Here is a 17,708-nt window from a genome sequence, read left to right as displayed (position 1 = left end):
ATAGTCTCGCAGCCCGATTCCTGTATCCGGTACCGCAGGTGGCAGAATGTCAAGCGATGAACGGACAGGGTGCCCTGCTGGCTTCGCGTCGGCACATCGATTTTCTGCGGGTCTGCAGCTGCGGCTGTTAGGGGTCCCGCCGATCCAGCGTGCCCGCGCACCTTCGCCCCGCGCCACGCTTTCCCTCATCTCGATTCCAGGAGCACACCCGTATGACGTCGACAGCCGACGCCGCCCCCGATGTCGCCGCATCGGCTGCGGAACGCACGCCCGCTCGCCGCGCACGGCCCGTCAAGCGCAAGTCCGAGGGCCAGTGGAAGCTCGGCTACCGCGAGCCGCTGAACCCCAACGAGCAGAGCAAGAAGGACGACAACCCGCTCAACGTCCGCGCTCGGATCGAGAACATCTACAGCAAGCAGGGATTCGACTCGATCGACAAGGCGGATCTGCGCGGCCGGTTCCGCTGGTGGGGCCTGTACACGCAGCGGCGAGCGGGGTACGACGGCACCTTCACGGGTGACGAGAACATCGACCTGCTCGAGGACGACCACTTCATGATGCGCATCCGGTGCGACGCCGGCGCGCTCACCACCGAGCAGGTGCGCGTACTGGGTGGGATCTCGACGGAGTTCGGCCGCGACACCGCCGACCTGTCCGACCGCGAGAACGTGCAGTTCCACTGGATCCGCGTCGAGGACGTCCCGGAGATCTGGAACCGCATCGAGTCGGTCGGCCTGAAGACCACCGAGGCGTGCGGCGACTGCCCGCGCGTGGTGCTCGGCTCCCCGCTGGCCGGTCTCGCCCCCGACGAGGTCCTCGACCCCACCCCCGCGATCGACGAGATCGTGCGCCGCTACATCGGCGACAAGCGGTACTCGAACCTGCCGCGCAAGTTCAAGACCGCCATCTCGGGCCTGCAGGACGTGGCCCACGAGATCAACGACATCGCCTTCATCGGCGTCGTGCACCCCGAGCACGGCCCCGGACTCGACCTGTGGGTCGGCGGCGGCCTGTCCACCAACCCGATGCTCGCGCAGCGGGTGGGCGCGTGGATCCCGCTCGACGAGGTGCCCGACGTGTGGGAGGGCGTGGTCTCGATCTTCCGCGACTACGGCTACCGGCGGCTGCGGGCGAAGGCCCGGCTGAAGTTCCTGGTCAAGGACTGGGGCATCGAGAAGTTCCGGCAGGTTCTCGAGGACGAGTACCTCGGTCGCACGCTGATCGACGGCCCGGCGCCCGAGCCGCTCACCAGCCAGCGCGACCACGTGGGCGTCCAGAAGCTCAAGGACGGCACGTTCTCGGTGGGCTTCAGCCCGATCGCCGGACGCGTGTCCGGCACCATCCTCACCTCGGTGGCCGACGGTGCCGAGCGCGCCCGAGCGCGCGGGGTGCGGTTCACGCCGTACCAGAAGCTGATCGTGGTGGGCGTGCCCGAGGACACCGTCGAATCGCTGATCGCGGAGCTCGAGCCGCTCGGGCTGCAGGCGCGTCCGTCCATCTGGCGACGCAACCTGATGGCGTGCTCCGGCATCGAGTTCTGCAAGCTCAGCTTCGTCGAGACCCGCAAGCGGTCGCAGGTGCTGGTGCCCGAGATCGAGCAGCGGCTGGCCGATCTCAACGGCGAGTTGGATCTGCAGATCACGATCAACATCAACGGCTGCCCCAACAGCTGCGCCCGCTCGCAGATCGCCGACATCGGCTTCAAGGGCCAGCTCGTGGACGACCACGAGGGGAATCAAGTCGAGGGCTTCCAGGTTCACCTTGGTGGAAGCCTCGGGCTCGACAGCGGGTTCGGTCGCAAGCTGCGCCAGCACAAGGTTCTGTCGACCGAGCTCGGGGACTACATCGAGCGAGTGGTGCGCAAGTTCGCGGCGCAGCGCGAGGGCGACGAGCGCTTCGCGCAGTGGGCGGTCCGCGCCGCGGAAGAGGACCTGAGATGAGCGCACCCACCGCATCCCGCAACGCGTCGGCTGAGGAACTGCGGGCGATCGCACAGCGGGGCGCCGCCGAGCTCGGCGACGCCGATGCGCTCACGCTGCTGCGCTGGACGGCCGCGACGTTCGGTGACGACTACCTGGTCGCGTCGAACATGCAGGACGGCGTGCTCGTGCACCTCGCCAAGCAGGTGCAGTCCCGGCCGAAGGTGCTGTTCCTCGACACCGGCTACCACTTCCCCGAGACCATCGGCATGCGCGACGCCGTCGAGGCCGTGTACGAGGTGGACATCCTCAACGTCACGCCCGAACGGACGGTCGCCGAGCAGGACTCGGCGATGGGCAAGGACCTGTTCGCCCGCGACCCGGGCGAGTGCTGCAACCTGCGCAAGGTGGTTCCGCTGCGCGCCACGCTGGCCGGATACCCTGCATGGGTCACCGGCATCCGCCGCGTCGAGGCGCCCACCCGCGCGAAGGCGCCCGCGATCTCGTTCGACGAGGGTTTCGGCCTGGTCAAGATCAACCCGATCGTGGCCTGGTCCGACGAGCAGATGCAGGACTACATCGATGAGCACGGGATCCTGGTGAACCCGCTGGTCGACGAGGGCTACCCCTCGATCGGCTGCGCCCCGTGCACCGCCAAGCCCGCGCCGGGCTCCGATCCGCGCAGTGGCCGCTGGGCCGGGCGCGCCAAGACAGAATGCGGACTTCACACCTCATGACAGAGACTCCGACCCGAACGCCCGGGAACGCCGCCTTCACGACGCTCGACGCGCTGGAGTCCGAGGCGATCCACATCTTCCGGGAGGTGGCCGGCGAGTTCGAGCGTCCCGTGATCCTGTTCTCGGGTGGCAAGGACTCGACGGTGCTGCTGCACCTCGCACTGAAGGCGTTCTGGCCTGCGCCGCTGCCGTTCGCGCTGCTGCACGTGGACACCGGGCACAACCTGCCGGAGGTGCTGGCCTTCCGCGACGAGATCGTGGAGCGCCACAACCTGCGGCTGCACGTGGCCTCCGTCGAGGAATACCTGGCCGACGGCCGCCTCACCGAGCGCGCCGACGGCATCCGCAACCCCCTGCAGACGGTGCCACTGCTGGACGCCATCACCGAGAACAGGTTCGACGCCGTGTTCGGGGGCGGCCGCCGCGATGAGGAGCGCGCCCGCGCCAAGGAGCGCATCTTCAGCCTGCGCAACGCGTTCGGCCAGTGGGATCCGAAGCGGCAGCGGCCAGAACTGTGGAACCTGTACAACGGCCGGCACGCGCCGGGCGAGCACGTGCGCGTGTTCCCGCTGAGCAACTTCACCGAGCTGGACATCTGGCGCTACATCGCCCGCGAGGACATCCCGTTGGCCTCCATCTACTACGCCCACCAGCGCGACGTGTACCAGCGCGACGGCATGTGGATGACGCCCGGCGTGTGGGGCGGTCCCACCGAGAGCGAGGAGTTGCTGCGGCTGTCGGTGCGCTACCGCACCGTCGGTGACGGCTCGACCACCGGAGCGGTCCTGTCCGAGGCGGCCGACAACGAGGCCATCCTCGCCGAGGTCGCCGCGTCGCGGCTGACCGAGCGTGGCGCGACCCGCGGCGACGACCGCGTCTCCGAGGCCGCCATGGAAGACCGGAAGAAGGAAGGGTACTTCTGATGCGCGCCCCCGATCTGCTGCGCCTCGCGACCGCGGGCTCCGTCGACGACGGCAAGTCCACGCTGGTGGGACGGCTGCTATACGACACCAAGTCGGTGCTCGCCGACCAGATCGACGCCGTGACCCGCGCGTCGGTCGACAAGGGCCTCGACACGCCCGACCTGTCGCTGCTGGTGGACGGCCTGCGCGCCGAGCGCGAGCAGGGCATCACCATCGACGTGGCCTACCGCTACTTCGCGACTCCCAACCGGTCGTTCGTGCTGGCCGATACCCCCGGGCACGTGCAGTACACCCGCAACACGGTGTCCGGCGCGTCGACGGCGCAGATCGTCGTGTTGCTCACCGACGCCCGCAAGGGGGTCATCGAGCAGACCCGCCGGCACGCCGCGGTGATCCGCCTGCTGGGCGTACCGCATGTGGTGCTCGCCGTGAACAAGATCGACCTGGTCGGCGACCCGGCCTCGGTGTTCGCCGAGATCTCGGCCGAGTTCCACTCCCTGATGAACTCGCTCGGCTGGCCCGAGGGATGCGTGCACGCGATCCCCGTCTCCGCGCTGCACGGCGACAACGTGGCCTCGCGCTCGGCGAACACGCCGTACTACGACGGCCCGTCGCTGCTCGAGCACCTCGAGGCGGTACCCACCGACCCCGACACCGCGCCGATCGGCTTCCGCTTCCCGGTGCAGTACGTGATCCGGCCGCGCACCGCCGAGCACCCCGACTATCGCGGCTATGCCGGGCAGGTCGCGGCGGGCACCGTCACCGTCGGCGACGAGGTACTGGTTCTGCCGTCCGGGACGAGCACCACCATCGCCCGGATCGACACCGCCGACGGAGAGCTCGAGTCGGCCCACACCGGGCGCAGCGTCACGCTGATCCTCGCCGACGAGGTGGACGCGTCCCGTGGCGACGTCATCGTGGCCGTAGACGGCGCCCCCGAGCCGCGCCAGCAGTTCACGGCCACCGTCTGCTGGCTGGCCGACAAGCAGCTGCGCACCGGCTCGCGGCTGCTGCTCAAGCACGGCACGCGGACCACCCAGGCCATCGTGGGCTCGGTGGAGAGCGTCTTCGACGAGCAGGAACTGACGGTGACCGAGGGCTCGACCCTCGAGCTCAACCAGATCGGGACCATTGCAGTGACCACCGCGGAGCCCATCGTGGCGGACGACTACGACGTGAACCGCGAGATGGGCTCGTTCCTGCTGATCGATCCGCAGTCGGGCAACACCCTGGCCGCCGGGCTGGTCGGCGACGCGCTGTCGCACCTGGTCTAGCTGCCGCGCACGAGGGGATCCGGCCCGAACGCCCGGTCCCGTGGTGACCACGGCGCCGGCCACGTCGGGGAGACGGTGTGAGCCGCGTGCCGGTCGAGAACGGCGATCGACTGGTCGGGCGTGAACTCGGCGTCGCAGAACGTGGAGCGGACGGCAGGCATCCGCCCAAGGGCGGCGCGGGCGGAACAGCATCAGGTCTGCGCAGGCGGCAACGCCGGGCGGTAGCTCCCCGACCCGCGGTCGACGCTCTCCGCCGATTCGTTCCCGATTCCGTTATCCGACGTCACGATGTGAACGCTACCGTCGGCCGAGATCGGACTACTCCTCCTCGTCGGCGCCCCGGTCGACGCGGACCACGCCGGCGATACTCGCCAGCTCGGCGGCCGCGTCGGCCACCCCGCGGCCGAACAGGGTCATCGTCACCGTCACCAAGCGGGGCTCGTCACCGTCGCGCCCACCCCTGCCGTCGACCACCGCGAGCGCGGCCACCGTCCACACCCGGCGGGAGCACGCCTCGAGGAGGTCACGGAGAACACCCCGGCCGTCCTCGTACGTCACGGTGAAGCCCCGCTCCGCGACACCCCGTTCGGACACGATCCGGCCCAGCGGGGTGAAACACAGCACCGCCACGAAATGCAGGACGGCGACGGCGACGGCGAGCAGTTCCAGGCCGGCGCCGGCGGCCATGCCGATGGCCGCGGTCTCCCACACCGCCGCGGCGGTCGTGAGACCGCGGATGGTGCCCCGCCGGGTGATGATCAGGCCGGCGCCGAGGAAGCCGATCCCTGACACGATCTGCGCCGCGACACGCGACGGGTCCAACACCACCGTCCCCGGGGCGAGTACGTCGCCGAAGCCGTACTTGCTGACGAGCAGGATCAGTGCGGACGTGGTGCCGACGATGGCCTGCGTGCGCAGACCCGCACTCTTACCGCGGTACTGGCGCTCGAGCCCGATGACCGTCGACAGGCCGAACGCCAACAGCAGCTCACAGAGCTGTCGCCAACCCTGGCCGATTCCGGCCCACATGCTCACGTTCACCACCGTTCCATCTTCCGCGGCGGCGGCGTCGCGTCCAGGCCCGGGTCAGGGAACGGCGATCTCCGGCACGTGAGTGGCACGCACGTACACGTCGTCGCCCTCCTGCAGCCCGAGTGCGGCGGCGTCGCCGCGGGTGATCTGGGCGTGGAACGTCTCGCCGGTCGCCGCGTTCTTCAGCTCCACGCGGACCTCGAACCCCAGATACACGACGCGCTGCACCTCGGCCCGCGTGACGCCGGCCTCGTCGGCCGTGGGCCCCCCGGCGAGCGCCATGTCCGGGGTGAGGCCGACGCGGATGTCGTGCGGGCGCACGAGCACCCCGTTGAGCTTGGCCACGGAACCCAGGAACGACATCACGAACGGTGTCGCCGGGCGGTCGTACACGTCCTCGGGCGTACCGACCTGCTCGATCCGGCCCTTGTTGAGCACGGCGATCCGATCGGCGATGTCGAGGGCCTCCTCCTGGTCGTGCGTGACGATCACCGTCGTCACGTGGACCTCCTCGTGCAGCCGACGCAACCACGACCGGAGCTCCTCGCGGACCTTCGCGTCCAGGGCGCCGAACGGCTCGTCGAGCAGCAGCACCTGGGGGTCGACCGCCAGCGCGCGCGCCAGGGCCATGCGCTGCCGCTGGCCGCCCGACAGCTGCGCCGGGTAGCGGGTCTGGAATCCGGCCAGGCCCACGACCTCCAGCAACTCGTCGACCTTCGACGTGACCTCTGCTGCGGGGCGCTTGCGGATCTTGAGACCGAACGCGACGTTCTCTCGAACGGTCATGTGCTTGAACGCCGCGTAGTGCTGGAACACGAAGCCGATGTCCCGCTGCTGCGGCGTGGCCCGGCTGACGTTGTCGCCGTTGATGAACACCTCGCCGCTGTCGAGATGGTCGAGGCCGGCGATCGACCGCAGCAGCGTCGACTTTCCCGAGCCGGAGGGGCCGAGCAGGGCGGTCAGCGAACCGTCGGGGATGTCCAGTGACACGTTGTCGAGGGCCGCGAAGTCCCCGTACCGCTTGTTGGCGCCGACGACGCGGATGGTCACGGGACCGTCGGCCGGGTCGGCGGACCGGGCGGGCGCGCTCACCGGAGCGGCCTCGTTGGTCTGCGCTTCACTCGTCATCGTTCCGCTTCTTTCTGCCGGCTTCCAGAATGGTCATGACTGCCAGGGCGATGATCGCCAGGAACATCAGCAGCGTCGCTGCCGCGTACGCGCCGAAGGTGTTGTAGTCGTCGGTGAACCGCGACGACACGAGCAGGGTCAGGGTCTGTGAGGTCCCGGGGAATCCGGACGACACCATGGTCACGGCGCCGTATTCGCCGAGCGCGCGGGCGATCGTCAGCACCACCCCGTAGGTCAGGCCCCAGCGGATGGCCGGGAGGGTGATCCGCCAGAACGTCTGCCAGCCGTTCGCCCCCAGCGTTGCAGCGGCCTCCTCCTGCTCGGTCCCGATCTCGTGCAGGACGGGCTCGACCTCGCGGACCACGAACGGAAGGGTCACGAATATCGTCGCCAGCACCATTCCCGGGAGGCCGAAGATGACGCGGAAGCCGAGGGAGTCGACGCCCCCGAACCAGCCACCGACACCCCACAGCATGATCAGGGCCACGCCGACCACGACCGGAGAGACCGCGAACGGTAGGTCCACCGCCGCCTGCAGCAGCCCCTTACCGCGGAAGCGACCCCGTGCGAGCGCGATGGCCACAACGATCCCGAAGATCACGTTCAGCGGGACGACGATGACCAGGATCAGCAGCGACAGCTCGAGCGCCGCGATCGCCGCGGGCGTGGTGATCCACTCCCAGAACTGTACGAGGCCGTGCTGGAACGAGCGGTACAGGATGATGGCGATGGGCAGGACCAGCAGCACGAACAGGTACAGCAGCGCTACCGAGCGCAGGGTCAGAACCGTCTTCCTGCTCAGCTTCATGCGGCGTTCTCCTCCCGCTTGGCGGCCCGCGAGCCGAAGTACCGCATCACGAACAGCATCACGAAGGCGATCAGCAGCAGCGCCACCGACACCACGGACGCGGACGTGTTGTCGTCGGCCTCGATCTGCTGCTGGATGTACTGCGACGCCACCTGCGTCTTACCGGGGATGTTGCCGCCGACCAGAACGACCGAGCCGAACTCGCCGATCGCGCGGGTGAACGCCAGGCCCGCACCCGACAGGATCGCCGGCGCCAGGGTCGGCAGGATCACGCGCCGCAGGATCACGGCGTTGCTCGCGCCGAGCGAGGCCGCGGCCTCCTCCACCTCGTGGTCGAGCTCGAGCAGGACGGGCTGCACCTGGCGGACCACGAACGGCAGCGTCACGAACGCGAGCGCGATCACGAGCGCCGGCTGCGTGGCGTTCAGCTTCAGGCCGACGGGGCTGTCCGGGCCGTAGAGCGACAGCAGCACGATCGACGCGACGATGGTCGGCAGCGCGAACGGCAGGTCGATGATCGCGTTGACGAGTCCCTTGCCCGGGAAGTCGTCACGAACCAGCACCCACGCGATCAGGGTCCCCAGCACGACGTTGATCAGAGCGACCACGAGCGACACCCACACCGTGATCCCGAGCGCCTCCAGCGCGCCCTTGGTGGTCAGCGCGGACCAGAAGCCGCCGAGCCCGTCGTCGAACGACTTGCCGACGATCGCGGCGATCGGCAGCAGCACGATCACCGAGATCCAGATCCACGCGACGCCGATCCGCAGCGGGTCGACCGGGAGGCGCCCGCGGCGCGGACCCGTCGATCGCGCGGGGCTCGCGCCCGGCTCGGGGCGAGCCTGCGTGGCGGTACTCATCACTGACCTCCAGCCTGGTACAACTTCGTGACGACACCGTTGGCGCTGAACAGCGCGTTGTCGACGGCCGGCCAACCGGTGAGGTCCTTGGTGAGCCTCTTGCCGGACACCGTCTTGCCCGCCGTGCCCTTGCCCAGCTCGGCCCCGAGCTGCTCCACCGTCCACAGGAACTGGGGCTGCGCGGCGAACTCGTCCCGTGTCTGCGCGATGATCGCGGGGTCGACCGGGCGGAAGCCGCCTGCGGGCAGCGCCCGCTGCGCCTGGGCCGTGTACAGGAAGTCGACGAACGTGTTCGCGGCGGCGAGGTCCCTACTGCTGTTGACGACGGTGACGGGGAGGTCGATCCGGATCGACTGCGGCGGGATGAGGTACTCGACGGGCGCCAGCCCGGCCTTCTTGTTCTGCTTCTGCAGCATCACGGCCTCACTCTCGTAGCTGAGCAGGACGTCGCCCTGCCCTGCCTCGAACGCCGTGGTCGCATCCCGACCCGAGCTGGGGCTGATGTGGATGTGCTTACCGATCAGCTCCTTGAGGAACGCCTGCCCCGCCTTCGGGTTCCTGCCACCGTCGGACGCCGCCGCGTACGGGGCCATCAGGTTCCACTTGGCGGAACCCGAGCTCGCGGGATTCGGCGTGATCACGTCGACGCCCGGCTTGAGCAGGTCGGCCCAGTCGTGGATGCCCTTCGGATTGCCCTGCCGCACCACGATCACGACCAGAGACGTGAACGGCACACTCTTGTTGGGCCGCGCGCTCTCCCAGTTCTTGTCGATCAGGCCAGCCGACACGTCGCGGGTCACGTCCGGTTGCACCGAGAAGTTGACGACGTCCACCGGGACGTGTCGCACGACCTTGCGCGACTGGTCGCCCGAGGCGCCGTACGACTGAGAGAAGCCGATATCGGGATGCGTCTTGCGGAACAGCGGGATCTCGACGTCGAACGCCGGCTTACCGGCGGAGAACGCCACCAGATTCAGGTGGTGTGAACCGCTCGAGATGTCGATCCCGCCGGGGGTGTCGGTGGAGCCGCCACACGCGGCCGTGAGGAACAACGCCGCCGCCGCGAGGAGACTCGCGACCGCGCGTCGTCCGGGTCTTGAGGGCATGGTGTCTCGCCGTTCGTCGCTGGACTGGTGCGGCCCGACGAATCGGGCACGGCGAGAATCTTAAGGTCCCGTCAGTGGGCCACCGCCCAGGCTACGACCAGCAGCACCAGCAGGGCGATGAGCATCCAGGTGACCTTGGAACGCGGAAGCTTGAGTCGGCGCCCGCCGTGAGTCGATGGCACTAGCCTTCATATCCCCTCTCCAGGGCTATCACCTGTGGTTTCTTCCTGGACATCCGGTTCGCTCACCCGCGTCGGCCCGTGCAGTGCATCGGCCAACCGATCGATCAAGGCGGTGAGCACCCGCACGATCAAGATTGCGATCAGCAAGAGCGCAATCAGCATGATCAGCACCTGCGGAACGTACGGGAGGCTCGACAGCCACAACTCGACGGTGTCCCACCAATGGGCTATCGCGTGCATCGACGTCGAGAGTAACGCGCTTGGGTTCCCGCGTTGATCGGCGGTGGCGCATCATGGGATCCATGCCAGCCAAGAACGCCGACACCTCGGCTTCCGAGACGGTGACCACCAACGGCGCGACGCCCACCGCAGCACCCTCCTCGACGCCGCCCGCACCCGGCCCGACGACGGTCGCCGAGCACGAGCCGCTGCCGGCCGCTCCGCGCGGCGCCGACGGGCACACCGACAGCGCGTTCCCGCCGATCCATGACTACGCGTTCCTGTCCGACTGCGAGAACACGTGCCTGATCGCCAGGGACGGCACGGTCGAGTGGATGTGTATCCCCCGCCCCGACTCCCCCAGTGTGTTCGGCGCGATCCTCGACCGGGGCGCCGGTTCGTTCCGGCTCGCCCCGTACGGCGTGCGGGTGCCGTCGGATCGTCGATACCTGCCCGGCAGCCTGATGCTGGAGACCACCTGGCAGACGTCGACCGGCTGGCTGATCGTGCGGGACGCACTGGTCATGGGCCCCTGGCACGACACCGACACCCGCTCGCGCACGCACCGTCGTACCCCCACCGATTGGGACGCCGAGCACATCCTGCTGCGCACCGCGCGGTGCGTGTCCGGCACCGTCGAACTGCAGGTGAACTGCGAGCCCGCGTTCGACTACAACCGCGCCGGCGCACGCTGGGAGTACTCCGCCGAGGGCTACAGCGAGGCGGTCGCGCGGCCCCGCACGGGGGACACGGACGATTTCCCGGAGCTCAAGCTGACCACCGACATGCGCCTCGGCTTGGAGGGGCGCGAGGCTCGCGCACACACCCGGATGCGGGAGGGCGACGAGGTGTATGTCGCCCTGTCGTGGAGTAAGCACCCCGTTCCCCAGACCTTCGCCGAGGCCTCGAAGAAGATGTGGGCCACCGCGGAGTCGTGGCGGCAGTGGATCAACGTCGGCCACTTCCCCGACCACCCGTGGCGCTCGTACCTGCAGCGTTCGGCGCTCACCCTGAAAGGGCTGACCTATTCGCCGACCGGCGCGCTGCTCGCCGCCTCGACCACCTCGCTCCCCGAGACCCCGAAGGGCATCCGCAACTGGGATTACCGGTACGCCTGGGTCCGCGACTCGACGTTCGCCCTGTGGGGCCTGTACACCCTGGGCCTCGACCGCGAGGCCGAGGACTTCTTCTCGTTCATCGCCGACGTGTCCGGCGCCAACAACGGCGAACGGCACCCGCTGCAGGTGATGTACGGGGTGGGCGGCGAGCGCACGTTGATCGAGGAGGAGCTGACGCACCTCACCGGGTACGACGGTGCCCGGCCGGTCCGGATCGGTAACGGGGCGTACAACCAGCGCCAGCACGACATCTGGGGCACGATCCTGGACTCGTTCTACTTGAACACCAAATCCAGCGAGCGGATCCCGGAGACGCTGTGGCCGGTGCTCAAGGAGCAGGTCGAGGAGACGCTCAAGCACTGGCGCCAGCCCGATCGCGGCATCTGGGAGGTGCGCGGCGACCCACAGCACTTCACGTCGTCGAAGGTGATGTGCTGGGTCGCCCTGGACCGCGGCGCCAAGCTCGCCATCATGCACGGCGAGGCGGACTACGCCGAGAAGTGGTCGGCCGAGGCCGACACGATCAAGGCCGACATCCTCGAGCACGGCGTCGACGACCGCGGCGTGTTCACGCAGCGGTACGGGAGCGACGCGCTGGACGCGTCGCTGCTGCTGGTGCCGCTGCTGCGGTTCCTACCGTCGGACGACCCGCGGGTGCGGGCCACCGTCCTCGCCATCGCGGACGAGCTCACTGAGGACGGCCTGGTGCTGCGGTACCGCGTGGAGGAGACCGACGACGGGCTGGCGGGCGAGGAGGGATCGTTCACGATCTGCTCGTTCTGGCTGGTGTCGGCGCTGGTGGAGATCGGCGAGGTGCCGCGAGCGCGGGCGCTGTGCGAGCGCCTGCTCTCGTTCTCGAGCCCGCTCAAGCTGTACGCGGAGGAGATCGACCCGAAGACCGGCGCGCACCTGGGCAACTTCCCACAGGCGTTCACCCACCTGGCGCTGATCAACGCCGTGGTGCACGTGATCCGCGCCGAGGGCACGCACCACGCATCGAGCTTCCTGCCGGCACATCCATCGCCGTAGACGGAGCAGGGCGGGACGCCGGCGCCGGCGGTGATAGTCACGACAGCATGATCCGGGCGTCTCGCTGTCTTCGCTGACCCAACATGTGCACCGTTCCGTCGGTCCGCGGGTCGGGCCGCTGGACGGCGTCCGGCGGACCATACGAGCCCGCGCCTCGCAAGCAGCGGCGCTACCCCAACCCGCGCCTCGCAAGCAGCGGCGCTACCCCAACCCGCGCCTCGCAAGCAGCGGCGCTACCCCAACCCGCGCCTCGCAAGCAGCGGCGCTACCCCAACCCGCGCCTCGCAAGCAGCGGCGCGATGTCCGGGTCGGCGCCGCGGAAAGCGCGATACGCCTCCTGTGCGTCGACGCTGCCGCCCCGCGACAGGACGGTGGCGCGCAGGCGCTCCCCGTTCGCGCGGGTGGCGCCCCCGTTTGCCGCGAACCACGAGGCCGCGTCGGCGTCGAGCACCTCGGACCAGATGTAGCTGTAGTAACCGGCGCCGTAGCCGCCCGAGAAGATGTGCGAGAAGTAGGGGCCGCGGTAGCGGGACGGCAGCTGCGGCAGGTACAGACCCGCGGCGTCGAGGGCAGCGCGCTCGAACGCGTCGACATCGTCGACGGTCGTGCCGGGCGCGATGGTGTGCCAGGCCAGATCGATCACCGCCGCGGCGAGGTATTCGACAGTGGCGAAGCCCTCGCCGCGGGTGTCGTGGCTGGTGAGTCGCGCGCGCAGCTCCAGCGGCAGCTGTGCTCCGGTCTCATGGTGGCGGGCGAAGTTGTCGAGCACATCCGGCCAGGTCAGCCACATCTCGTTGAACTGCGAGGGGAACTCGACGAAGTCCCGTGGCACCGCGGTGCCAGAGAAGAACGGGTACCGCACGCGCGACAGCAGCCCGTGCAGGGCGTGCCCGAACTCGTGGAACACCGTGGTGGCCTCGTCGACACTCAGCAGCGACGGCTTGTCGCCCACCGGCTTGACGAAGTTGCAGACGTTGATCACCACCGGCAGGGTGCCGAGTAGCTCCGACTGGTCGACGAAGCTGGTCATCCACGCCCCGCCGCGCTTGCTGGGGCGGGCGAAGTAGTCGCCGACGAACAGCCCGATCGTCGTCCCGTCCTCGCCGCGGACCTCCCACGCGCGGGCGTCGGGGTGGTGCAGTGGAAGGTCGGTTCGCTCGGCGAACGCGAGCCCGTACAGCAGGTGCGCGGCATGGAACGCCCCGCGGGTGACGACGGCGTCGAGCTCGAGGTACTCGCTCGGGTCCAGAACGACACCGTCGCCGCCTGCCTCAGCGCGCGCGGCGGCGATCCGGGCGTAGTACGCCCAATCCCACGTCTCGATCGGGTGCCCCGCGATCTCCTCGAGCTCCGCGAGCTCGGCGCGCGCGTTGGCGACGGCCGGCGCGGCGAGCCGGGTGAGCATGGCGGATGCCGCCTCGGCGGTGCCTGCGGTCTGGTCGGCGATGGCGTAGGCGGCGTGGTTCGGGTACCCGAACAGCGCGGCCCGCTCCGCACGCAGAGCGGCGATCCGGGCGATCAACGCGCGGGTGTCGGTGTCGCCGCCGCGGGAGCCGCGCGCCAGAGCCGCCTCGAGCAGGCGACGACGGGACTCGCGAACCGCGAGCCGAGCGATCAGCGGCTGATCGGTCGGGTAACCGAGCGCGAGCTTGTATCCGGTGCGACCGTCCGCCTCGGCCGCCGCGCGGGCGGCGGCGAGGGCGTCGTCGCCCAGTCCGGCGAGATCCGCGGCATCGTCGAACCACACCGCGGATCCGTTGGTCTCGGCAAGGGCGTACTGCTGGAACCGGGTGACCAGCGTGGACAGCTCGGTGTTGAGCTCGGTGAGCCGGGCCTGGCCGGCGGCGTCGAGTCCAGCGCCCGAGCGGGTGAAGCGCAGGTGGTATCGCTCCACCAACCGCCGCGCCTCCGGGTCGACATTCTCGCGAGCGGCATACACCGCATCGATGCGCGCGAACAGTCGGGCGTCGAGGTGGATCGCGTCCTCGTGCGCGGAGTACCGCGGCCAGATCCGGGTCTGCGCCTTCTCCAGCTCGTCGGTGGTGTCGGTGGACGTCAGGCTGGCGAACACCGCCGTCACGCGGGCCAACTCGCGACCCGCCCGTTCGAGCGCCTCGACGGTGTTGGCGAACGTCGCGGGCTCGTCCGACGCAGCGATCTCCTCGACCTCGGCGCGATGCCGCGCGAACGCCTCGTCGAACGCAGCAGCCCAGTCGAGGCCGGCGAACGCCGCGAAATCGGGAAACTGGTAGGGCAGGGTGCTGGGCGCGAGTGCGGCGTCGACGGTCACCCGTCCGACGCTAGCCGACGGCGCGCCTCCGCTCTCGGGCACGACGCGTCTTGACTCTCATCAGCGCACCGACGTCAGGCCTGCGGCACCGCGCAGCCGTCCGGGCCACAGACGTCACTGTCGGCCACTACCTGCAGCGACGGCGCCTTGTCGCCCCATGCCCGGTCGAGCGCGTCGGAGAACACCGCAGCCGGCTGCGCGCCGGACACCGCGTAGCGCCGATCGAAGACGAAGAACGGGACGCCCGAGACGCCGAGTTCCGCGGCCTGCTCCTCGTCGGCGCGTACGGCGTCGGCGTACGCGTCGGAGTCGAGCACTCGCCGCACGTCGGCCTCGTCGAGTCCCGCGCCGACGGCGACGGCGACCAGCCGGTCGCGGCTTCCGAACAGCGGCGCGGGGTCGGCGAAGTTCGCCGCGTACAGCGCGTCCAGCACCGGCTCCTGCAGTCCCTTGTCGAGCGCGAGGTGCAGGATGCGGTGCATGTCGAAGCTGTTGCCGTAGTCGCGGCCGGAGGTCTGGTACTTCAGCCCCGCGGCCTCCGCCTGCGCGCCCAACCCACGCTCGTTCGCCTCGGCCTGCGCCGCCGAGATGCCGTACTTGGCGGCGATCTTCTCGACCACGGGCCCCGAGGCGTCGGCGGGCACCGTCGGGTCCAGCTCGAACGAGCGATGCACCACCCGGACGTCACCGCGGTGGGCGAACCCCTCCAGCGCCTGCTCGAACCGGGCCTTACCCAGGTAGCAGAACGGGCAGTTGATGTCGGTCCAGATCTCGACGTCGACGGTCACCATGGCCTCCTCGCGTGCCGGGCACCCTGCCTTCAGACACTCCTAGTCGAACACCCGGGCGACGCGGTTATTCCCGCCGTCAGCCGCCCAGCAGGCCCGCGACGGAGCGCAGCTGCCGTTCGGCGTCGGCAGCCAGCGTGGCGACGACGGTCGCGGCGGGGCGGAGTTCGGTGATCAGCTCGACCGCCTCGCCGGCGTACACGGAGGCGTGCGTGGGGTCGGTCTTGTCGTAGACGGCGCGTAGCTTCTTGTTCGTGGCATCGGCATAGGTGTCGGCGAACTCGTTGCGGATCAGCCGGCCGCCCCAGCGAGCCGGCCAGTCGAAGCCCTGCGCGCGGTCGAACAGGTCCGTGTACAGCGTGTCCTCGGCGCGCGCGCCGAGAATCCGCTCACGGACCCAGTCGGGGGCGTCGGCCTCGCCGCTGGCGAGCAGCGCGGTCCCCACCATCACACCGGCCGCACCCGCGGCGAGCGCCGCCGCCACCCCGCGCCCGGTCGCGATGCCGCCGGCGACCAGCACCGGGAGTTGCGTGGCGTCGAGCACCTGCTGGGCGATCGACAGCGTCGCGATGTGCCCGGTGTGCCCACCGGCCTCCGAGCCCTGCGCGATCACGAAGTCGACGCCTGCCGCCTCGACGATGCGCAGGTCGTCGAGGGTGTTGACCTGCGAGCCGACCACGGCTCCCGCGGCCTTCGCCTCGAGCACGTACGCGGCGGGGTCGCCGAACGACAGCAGCATCACGTCGGGTCGCTCGGCGACGACGGCGTCGAAGGTCGCGCGGTTCTTATCCAGCGCCCAGCACATCAGGCCGGCGCCGAACGGCCCGGTCGCGCGGGCGACGGCGGCCGGGCGGGCGTCGAACTCCGGCGTCTGCGCGTGCCCGACGCCGATCAGGCCGACCCCGCCGCCCGCGGTCACGGCCGCGGCGAGGGCCCCGCCGGCGCGGTTCGCCATGGGCGCGCCGAGGATCGGCGCATCGACTCCGAACGTCCGGGTGAACCAGGTGGTGAGCACGGCGATCACGCTACGCCGCGTCCCGATCGCCTCGGCTCGACACCGCTATGACGACCATCATATGATGATCGTCATAACCGCGCGATCGTCAGGAGACACCCCATGCCCATGATCGACATCTACGCCCCTACCAGCACGTTCGCCGATACCCGCGCCCTCGCGCAGGCCGCCGCGGCGACGTTGATGCGGATCGAGCAGGTCCCCGACATCCCGATGTTCCGCGACAACACCGCCGCCTTCGTGCACGAGCTGCCGGCGGACGCCGTCAGCACCGTCTCCGGCGAGTCGGCGAACATCCGAGTCCAGGTGCTCACCAACGCCGGCGCGCTGGATCGCGACAAGCAGCTCGCGACCGTCGAGCAGCTGACGGCGCTGGTCACCGCGGCCGCGGCCGCGGGCTGGGGCGGACGGGTGTGGGTCCTGCTCACCGAGGCCGTGCCCGGCGGCTGGGGCCTGGCGGGGCACGCGAACACGAACGACGAGTTGGTGGCCGCCGCGCGCGCCGAGATCGCCCGGCCGCAGGCACACTGAGCGGCATGCCGGAAGCCCGTGGCGACGCACGCACGAAGATGGTCGAGGCGGCCGTCGTCGTGCTCGCGCGCTCCGGCTACCAGGGTGCCTCGTTCAGCGCGGTGCTCACCGAGTCGGGCGCGCCCCGCGGGTCGATCTACCACCACTTCCCCGGCGGCAAGGACGAGCTGGTCGAGGCGGCTCTGGAACTCCAGACGGCACGCGTGATCGCAATGCTCGAGGCGATGCACGGTATCCCGCCCCGGCAGGTGGCCGAGCGCTTCCTCGAGGCGTGGCACCGGACGCTGATCGGCGCCGACTTCGCGGCGGGGTGTTCACTGCTCGCCGTCGCCACGTCCGCCGGCCCGGCCCTGCAGGCGACCGCGGGGCGGCTGTTCGGCGACTGGATGGGCGCGCTGACGCGGGCGTTGACGGTGGGGGGTGCCCCCGCCGACGCGGCCGCCGAGTTCGCCGCCGACCTGCTGGCGGCGTCCGAGGGCGCCGTCGCGATCTGCCGGGCGCAGCGGTCGACGGCCGTGCTCGACGCGCTGCGGGGCCGCCTCGTCCGGGAGGCGGAGGCGCTGGCCGGTTGACGCCCGCCGAGCTGTCGTAGGGCCCTGGCACAATCGGGCGGCATGGCGAGGTTGGCGAACCCCGAGGTCCGGCGCATCCGCGCGCTCCGGCTCCGGGCGCAGGGGCTGGTGCCCGGCGTGCGCGACTGGCGGTCCGCGGCCGACGTGGCGCGGGGCATGCTGGCGATGCAGGCGCAG

17 protein-coding genes are annotated in these 17,708 nt (G+C 70.1%); 7 read left to right on the top strand and 10 right to left on the bottom strand.

Annotated features, from left to right (window positions below; all coding sequences use genetic code 11):
• Positions 1-212: 212 nt before the first annotated feature.
• The 4 genes from ABD908_RS07500 to ABD908_RS07485 are packed head-to-tail and all read left to right on the top strand — an operon-like array spanning position 213 to position 4,853.
• A complete protein-coding gene (locus tag ABD908_RS07500; RefSeq protein ID WP_344993151.1) occupies positions 213-1,940 on the top strand; it encodes a nitrite/sulfite reductase in 1,728 nt (575 codons plus the stop codon).
• Entirely contained in the window at positions 1,937-2,656 is a 720-nt protein-coding gene (locus tag ABD908_RS07495; RefSeq protein ID WP_344993147.1) for a phosphoadenylyl-sulfate reductase, read from the top strand. Before ABD908_RS07500 ends, ABD908_RS07495 begins: the two co-directional genes overlap by 4 nt.
• The gene (gene cysD, locus ABD908_RS07490) at positions 2,653-3,579 is read left to right on the top strand and encodes a sulfate adenylyltransferase subunit CysD (protein WP_344993143.1); all 927 of its coding nucleotides are present in this window, start codon (positions 2,653-2,655) and stop codon (positions 3,577-3,579) included. Before ABD908_RS07495 ends, cysD begins: the two co-directional genes overlap by 4 nt.
• Positions 3,576-4,853 carry a sulfate adenylyltransferase subunit 1 gene (locus tag ABD908_RS07485; RefSeq protein ID WP_344993280.1) on the top strand — a complete coding sequence of 426 codons (1,278 nt, stop codon included), beginning with the start codon at positions 3,576-3,578 and terminating at the stop codon, positions 4,851-4,853. The genes cysD and ABD908_RS07485 overlap by 4 nt, the downstream gene beginning before the upstream one ends.
• Here ABD908_RS07485 and ABD908_RS07480 read toward each other — a convergent pair.
• The 7 genes from ABD908_RS07480 to ABD908_RS07450 all read right to left on the bottom strand — a co-directional run bounded on the left by ABD908_RS07480 (position 4,850) and on the right by ABD908_RS07450 (position 10,209).
• A complete protein-coding gene (locus ABD908_RS07480) occupies positions 4,850-5,014 on the bottom strand; it encodes a hypothetical protein (RefSeq protein WP_344993140.1) in 165 nt (54 codons plus the stop codon). The genes ABD908_RS07485 and ABD908_RS07480 overlap by 4 nt on opposite strands.
• Before the next feature lie 157 nt (positions 5,015-5,171).
• Positions 5,172-5,882 (bottom strand): MgtC/SapB family protein, encoded by a 711-nt coding sequence (locus tag ABD908_RS07475; RefSeq protein WP_344993277.1) that lies wholly within the window; start codon positions 5,880-5,882, stop codon positions 5,172-5,174.
• A 57-nt stretch (positions 5,883-5,939) separates the two neighbouring features.
• On the bottom strand, positions 5,940-6,935 hold the full coding sequence (locus ABD908_RS07470; protein ID WP_344993274.1) for a sulfate/molybdate ABC transporter ATP-binding protein: 996 nt from the start codon (positions 6,933-6,935) through the stop codon (positions 5,940-5,942).
• Between the two features lie 67 nt (positions 6,936-7,002).
• Positions 7,003-7,821 carry a sulfate ABC transporter permease subunit CysW gene (cysW, locus tag ABD908_RS07465; RefSeq protein WP_344993137.1) on the bottom strand — a complete coding sequence of 273 codons (819 nt, stop codon included), beginning with the start codon at positions 7,819-7,821 and terminating at the stop codon, positions 7,003-7,005.
• Entirely contained in the window at positions 7,818-8,681 is an 864-nt protein-coding gene (cysT, locus tag ABD908_RS07460) for a sulfate ABC transporter permease subunit CysT (RefSeq protein ID WP_344993134.1), read from the bottom strand. The genes cysW and cysT overlap by 4 nt, the downstream gene beginning before the upstream one ends.
• Positions 8,681-9,787, bottom strand: coding sequence for a sulfate ABC transporter substrate-binding protein (locus ABD908_RS07455; protein WP_344993130.1), 1,107 nt, complete (start codon positions 9,785-9,787; stop codon positions 8,681-8,683). Before ABD908_RS07455 ends, cysT begins: the two co-directional genes overlap by 1 nt.
• Positions 9,788-9,975: 188 nt before the next feature.
• Positions 9,976-10,209, bottom strand: coding sequence for a hypothetical protein (locus tag ABD908_RS07450; RefSeq protein ID WP_344993127.1), 234 nt, complete (start codon positions 10,207-10,209; stop codon positions 9,976-9,978).
• 62 nt (positions 10,210-10,271) lie between these two features.
• Here ABD908_RS07450 and ABD908_RS07445 point away from each other — a divergent pair, with 62 nt between their 5' ends.
• Positions 10,272-12,335, top strand: a complete 2,064-nt coding sequence (locus ABD908_RS07445) for a glycoside hydrolase family 15 protein (RefSeq protein ID WP_344993125.1) — start codon at positions 10,272-10,274, stop codon at positions 12,333-12,335.
• A 265-nt stretch (positions 12,336-12,600) separates the two neighbouring features.
• Here the strand turns inward: ABD908_RS07445 and ABD908_RS07440 are convergent, their stop codons facing one another.
• The 3 genes from ABD908_RS07440 to ABD908_RS07430 form a co-directional block, all read right to left on the bottom strand.
• Positions 12,601-14,625, bottom strand: coding sequence for a M3 family metallopeptidase (locus tag ABD908_RS07440; RefSeq protein ID WP_344993122.1), 2,025 nt, complete (start codon positions 14,623-14,625; stop codon positions 12,601-12,603).
• A 74-nt stretch (positions 14,626-14,699) separates the two neighbouring features.
• Complete coding sequence (locus ABD908_RS07435) at positions 14,700-15,413, bottom strand: DsbA family oxidoreductase (RefSeq protein WP_425584359.1); 714 nt, start codon at positions 15,411-15,413, stop codon at positions 14,700-14,702.
• A gap of 79 nt (positions 15,414-15,492) precedes the next feature.
• The gene (locus tag ABD908_RS07430; RefSeq protein WP_344993116.1) at positions 15,493-16,428 is read right to left on the bottom strand and encodes an NAD(P)H-dependent flavin oxidoreductase; all 936 of its coding nucleotides are present in this window, start codon (positions 16,426-16,428) and stop codon (positions 15,493-15,495) included.
• Positions 16,429-16,530: 102 nt separating this feature from the next.
• On the opposite strand from ABD908_RS07430, the gene ABD908_RS07425 reads away from it, so the two are divergent.
• Positions 16,531-16,959 (top strand): hypothetical protein, encoded by a 429-nt coding sequence (locus tag ABD908_RS07425; protein WP_344993113.1) that lies wholly within the window; start codon positions 16,531-16,533, stop codon positions 16,957-16,959.
• A gap of 5 nt (positions 16,960-16,964) precedes the next feature.
• Entirely contained in the window at positions 16,965-17,531 is a 567-nt protein-coding gene (locus ABD908_RS07420) for a TetR/AcrR family transcriptional regulator (protein ID WP_344993111.1), read from the top strand.
• The last annotated feature ends 177 nt before the right edge of the window (positions 17,532-17,708 follow it).

It is taken from the genome of Tsukamurella soli (assembly GCF_039541155.1).
GTDB lineage: Bacteria > Actinomycetota > Actinomycetes > Mycobacteriales > Mycobacteriaceae > Tsukamurella > Tsukamurella soli.
Note: the sequence above shows the minus strand (reverse complement) of the source record. Positions and strands in the feature narration are given on the sequence as shown.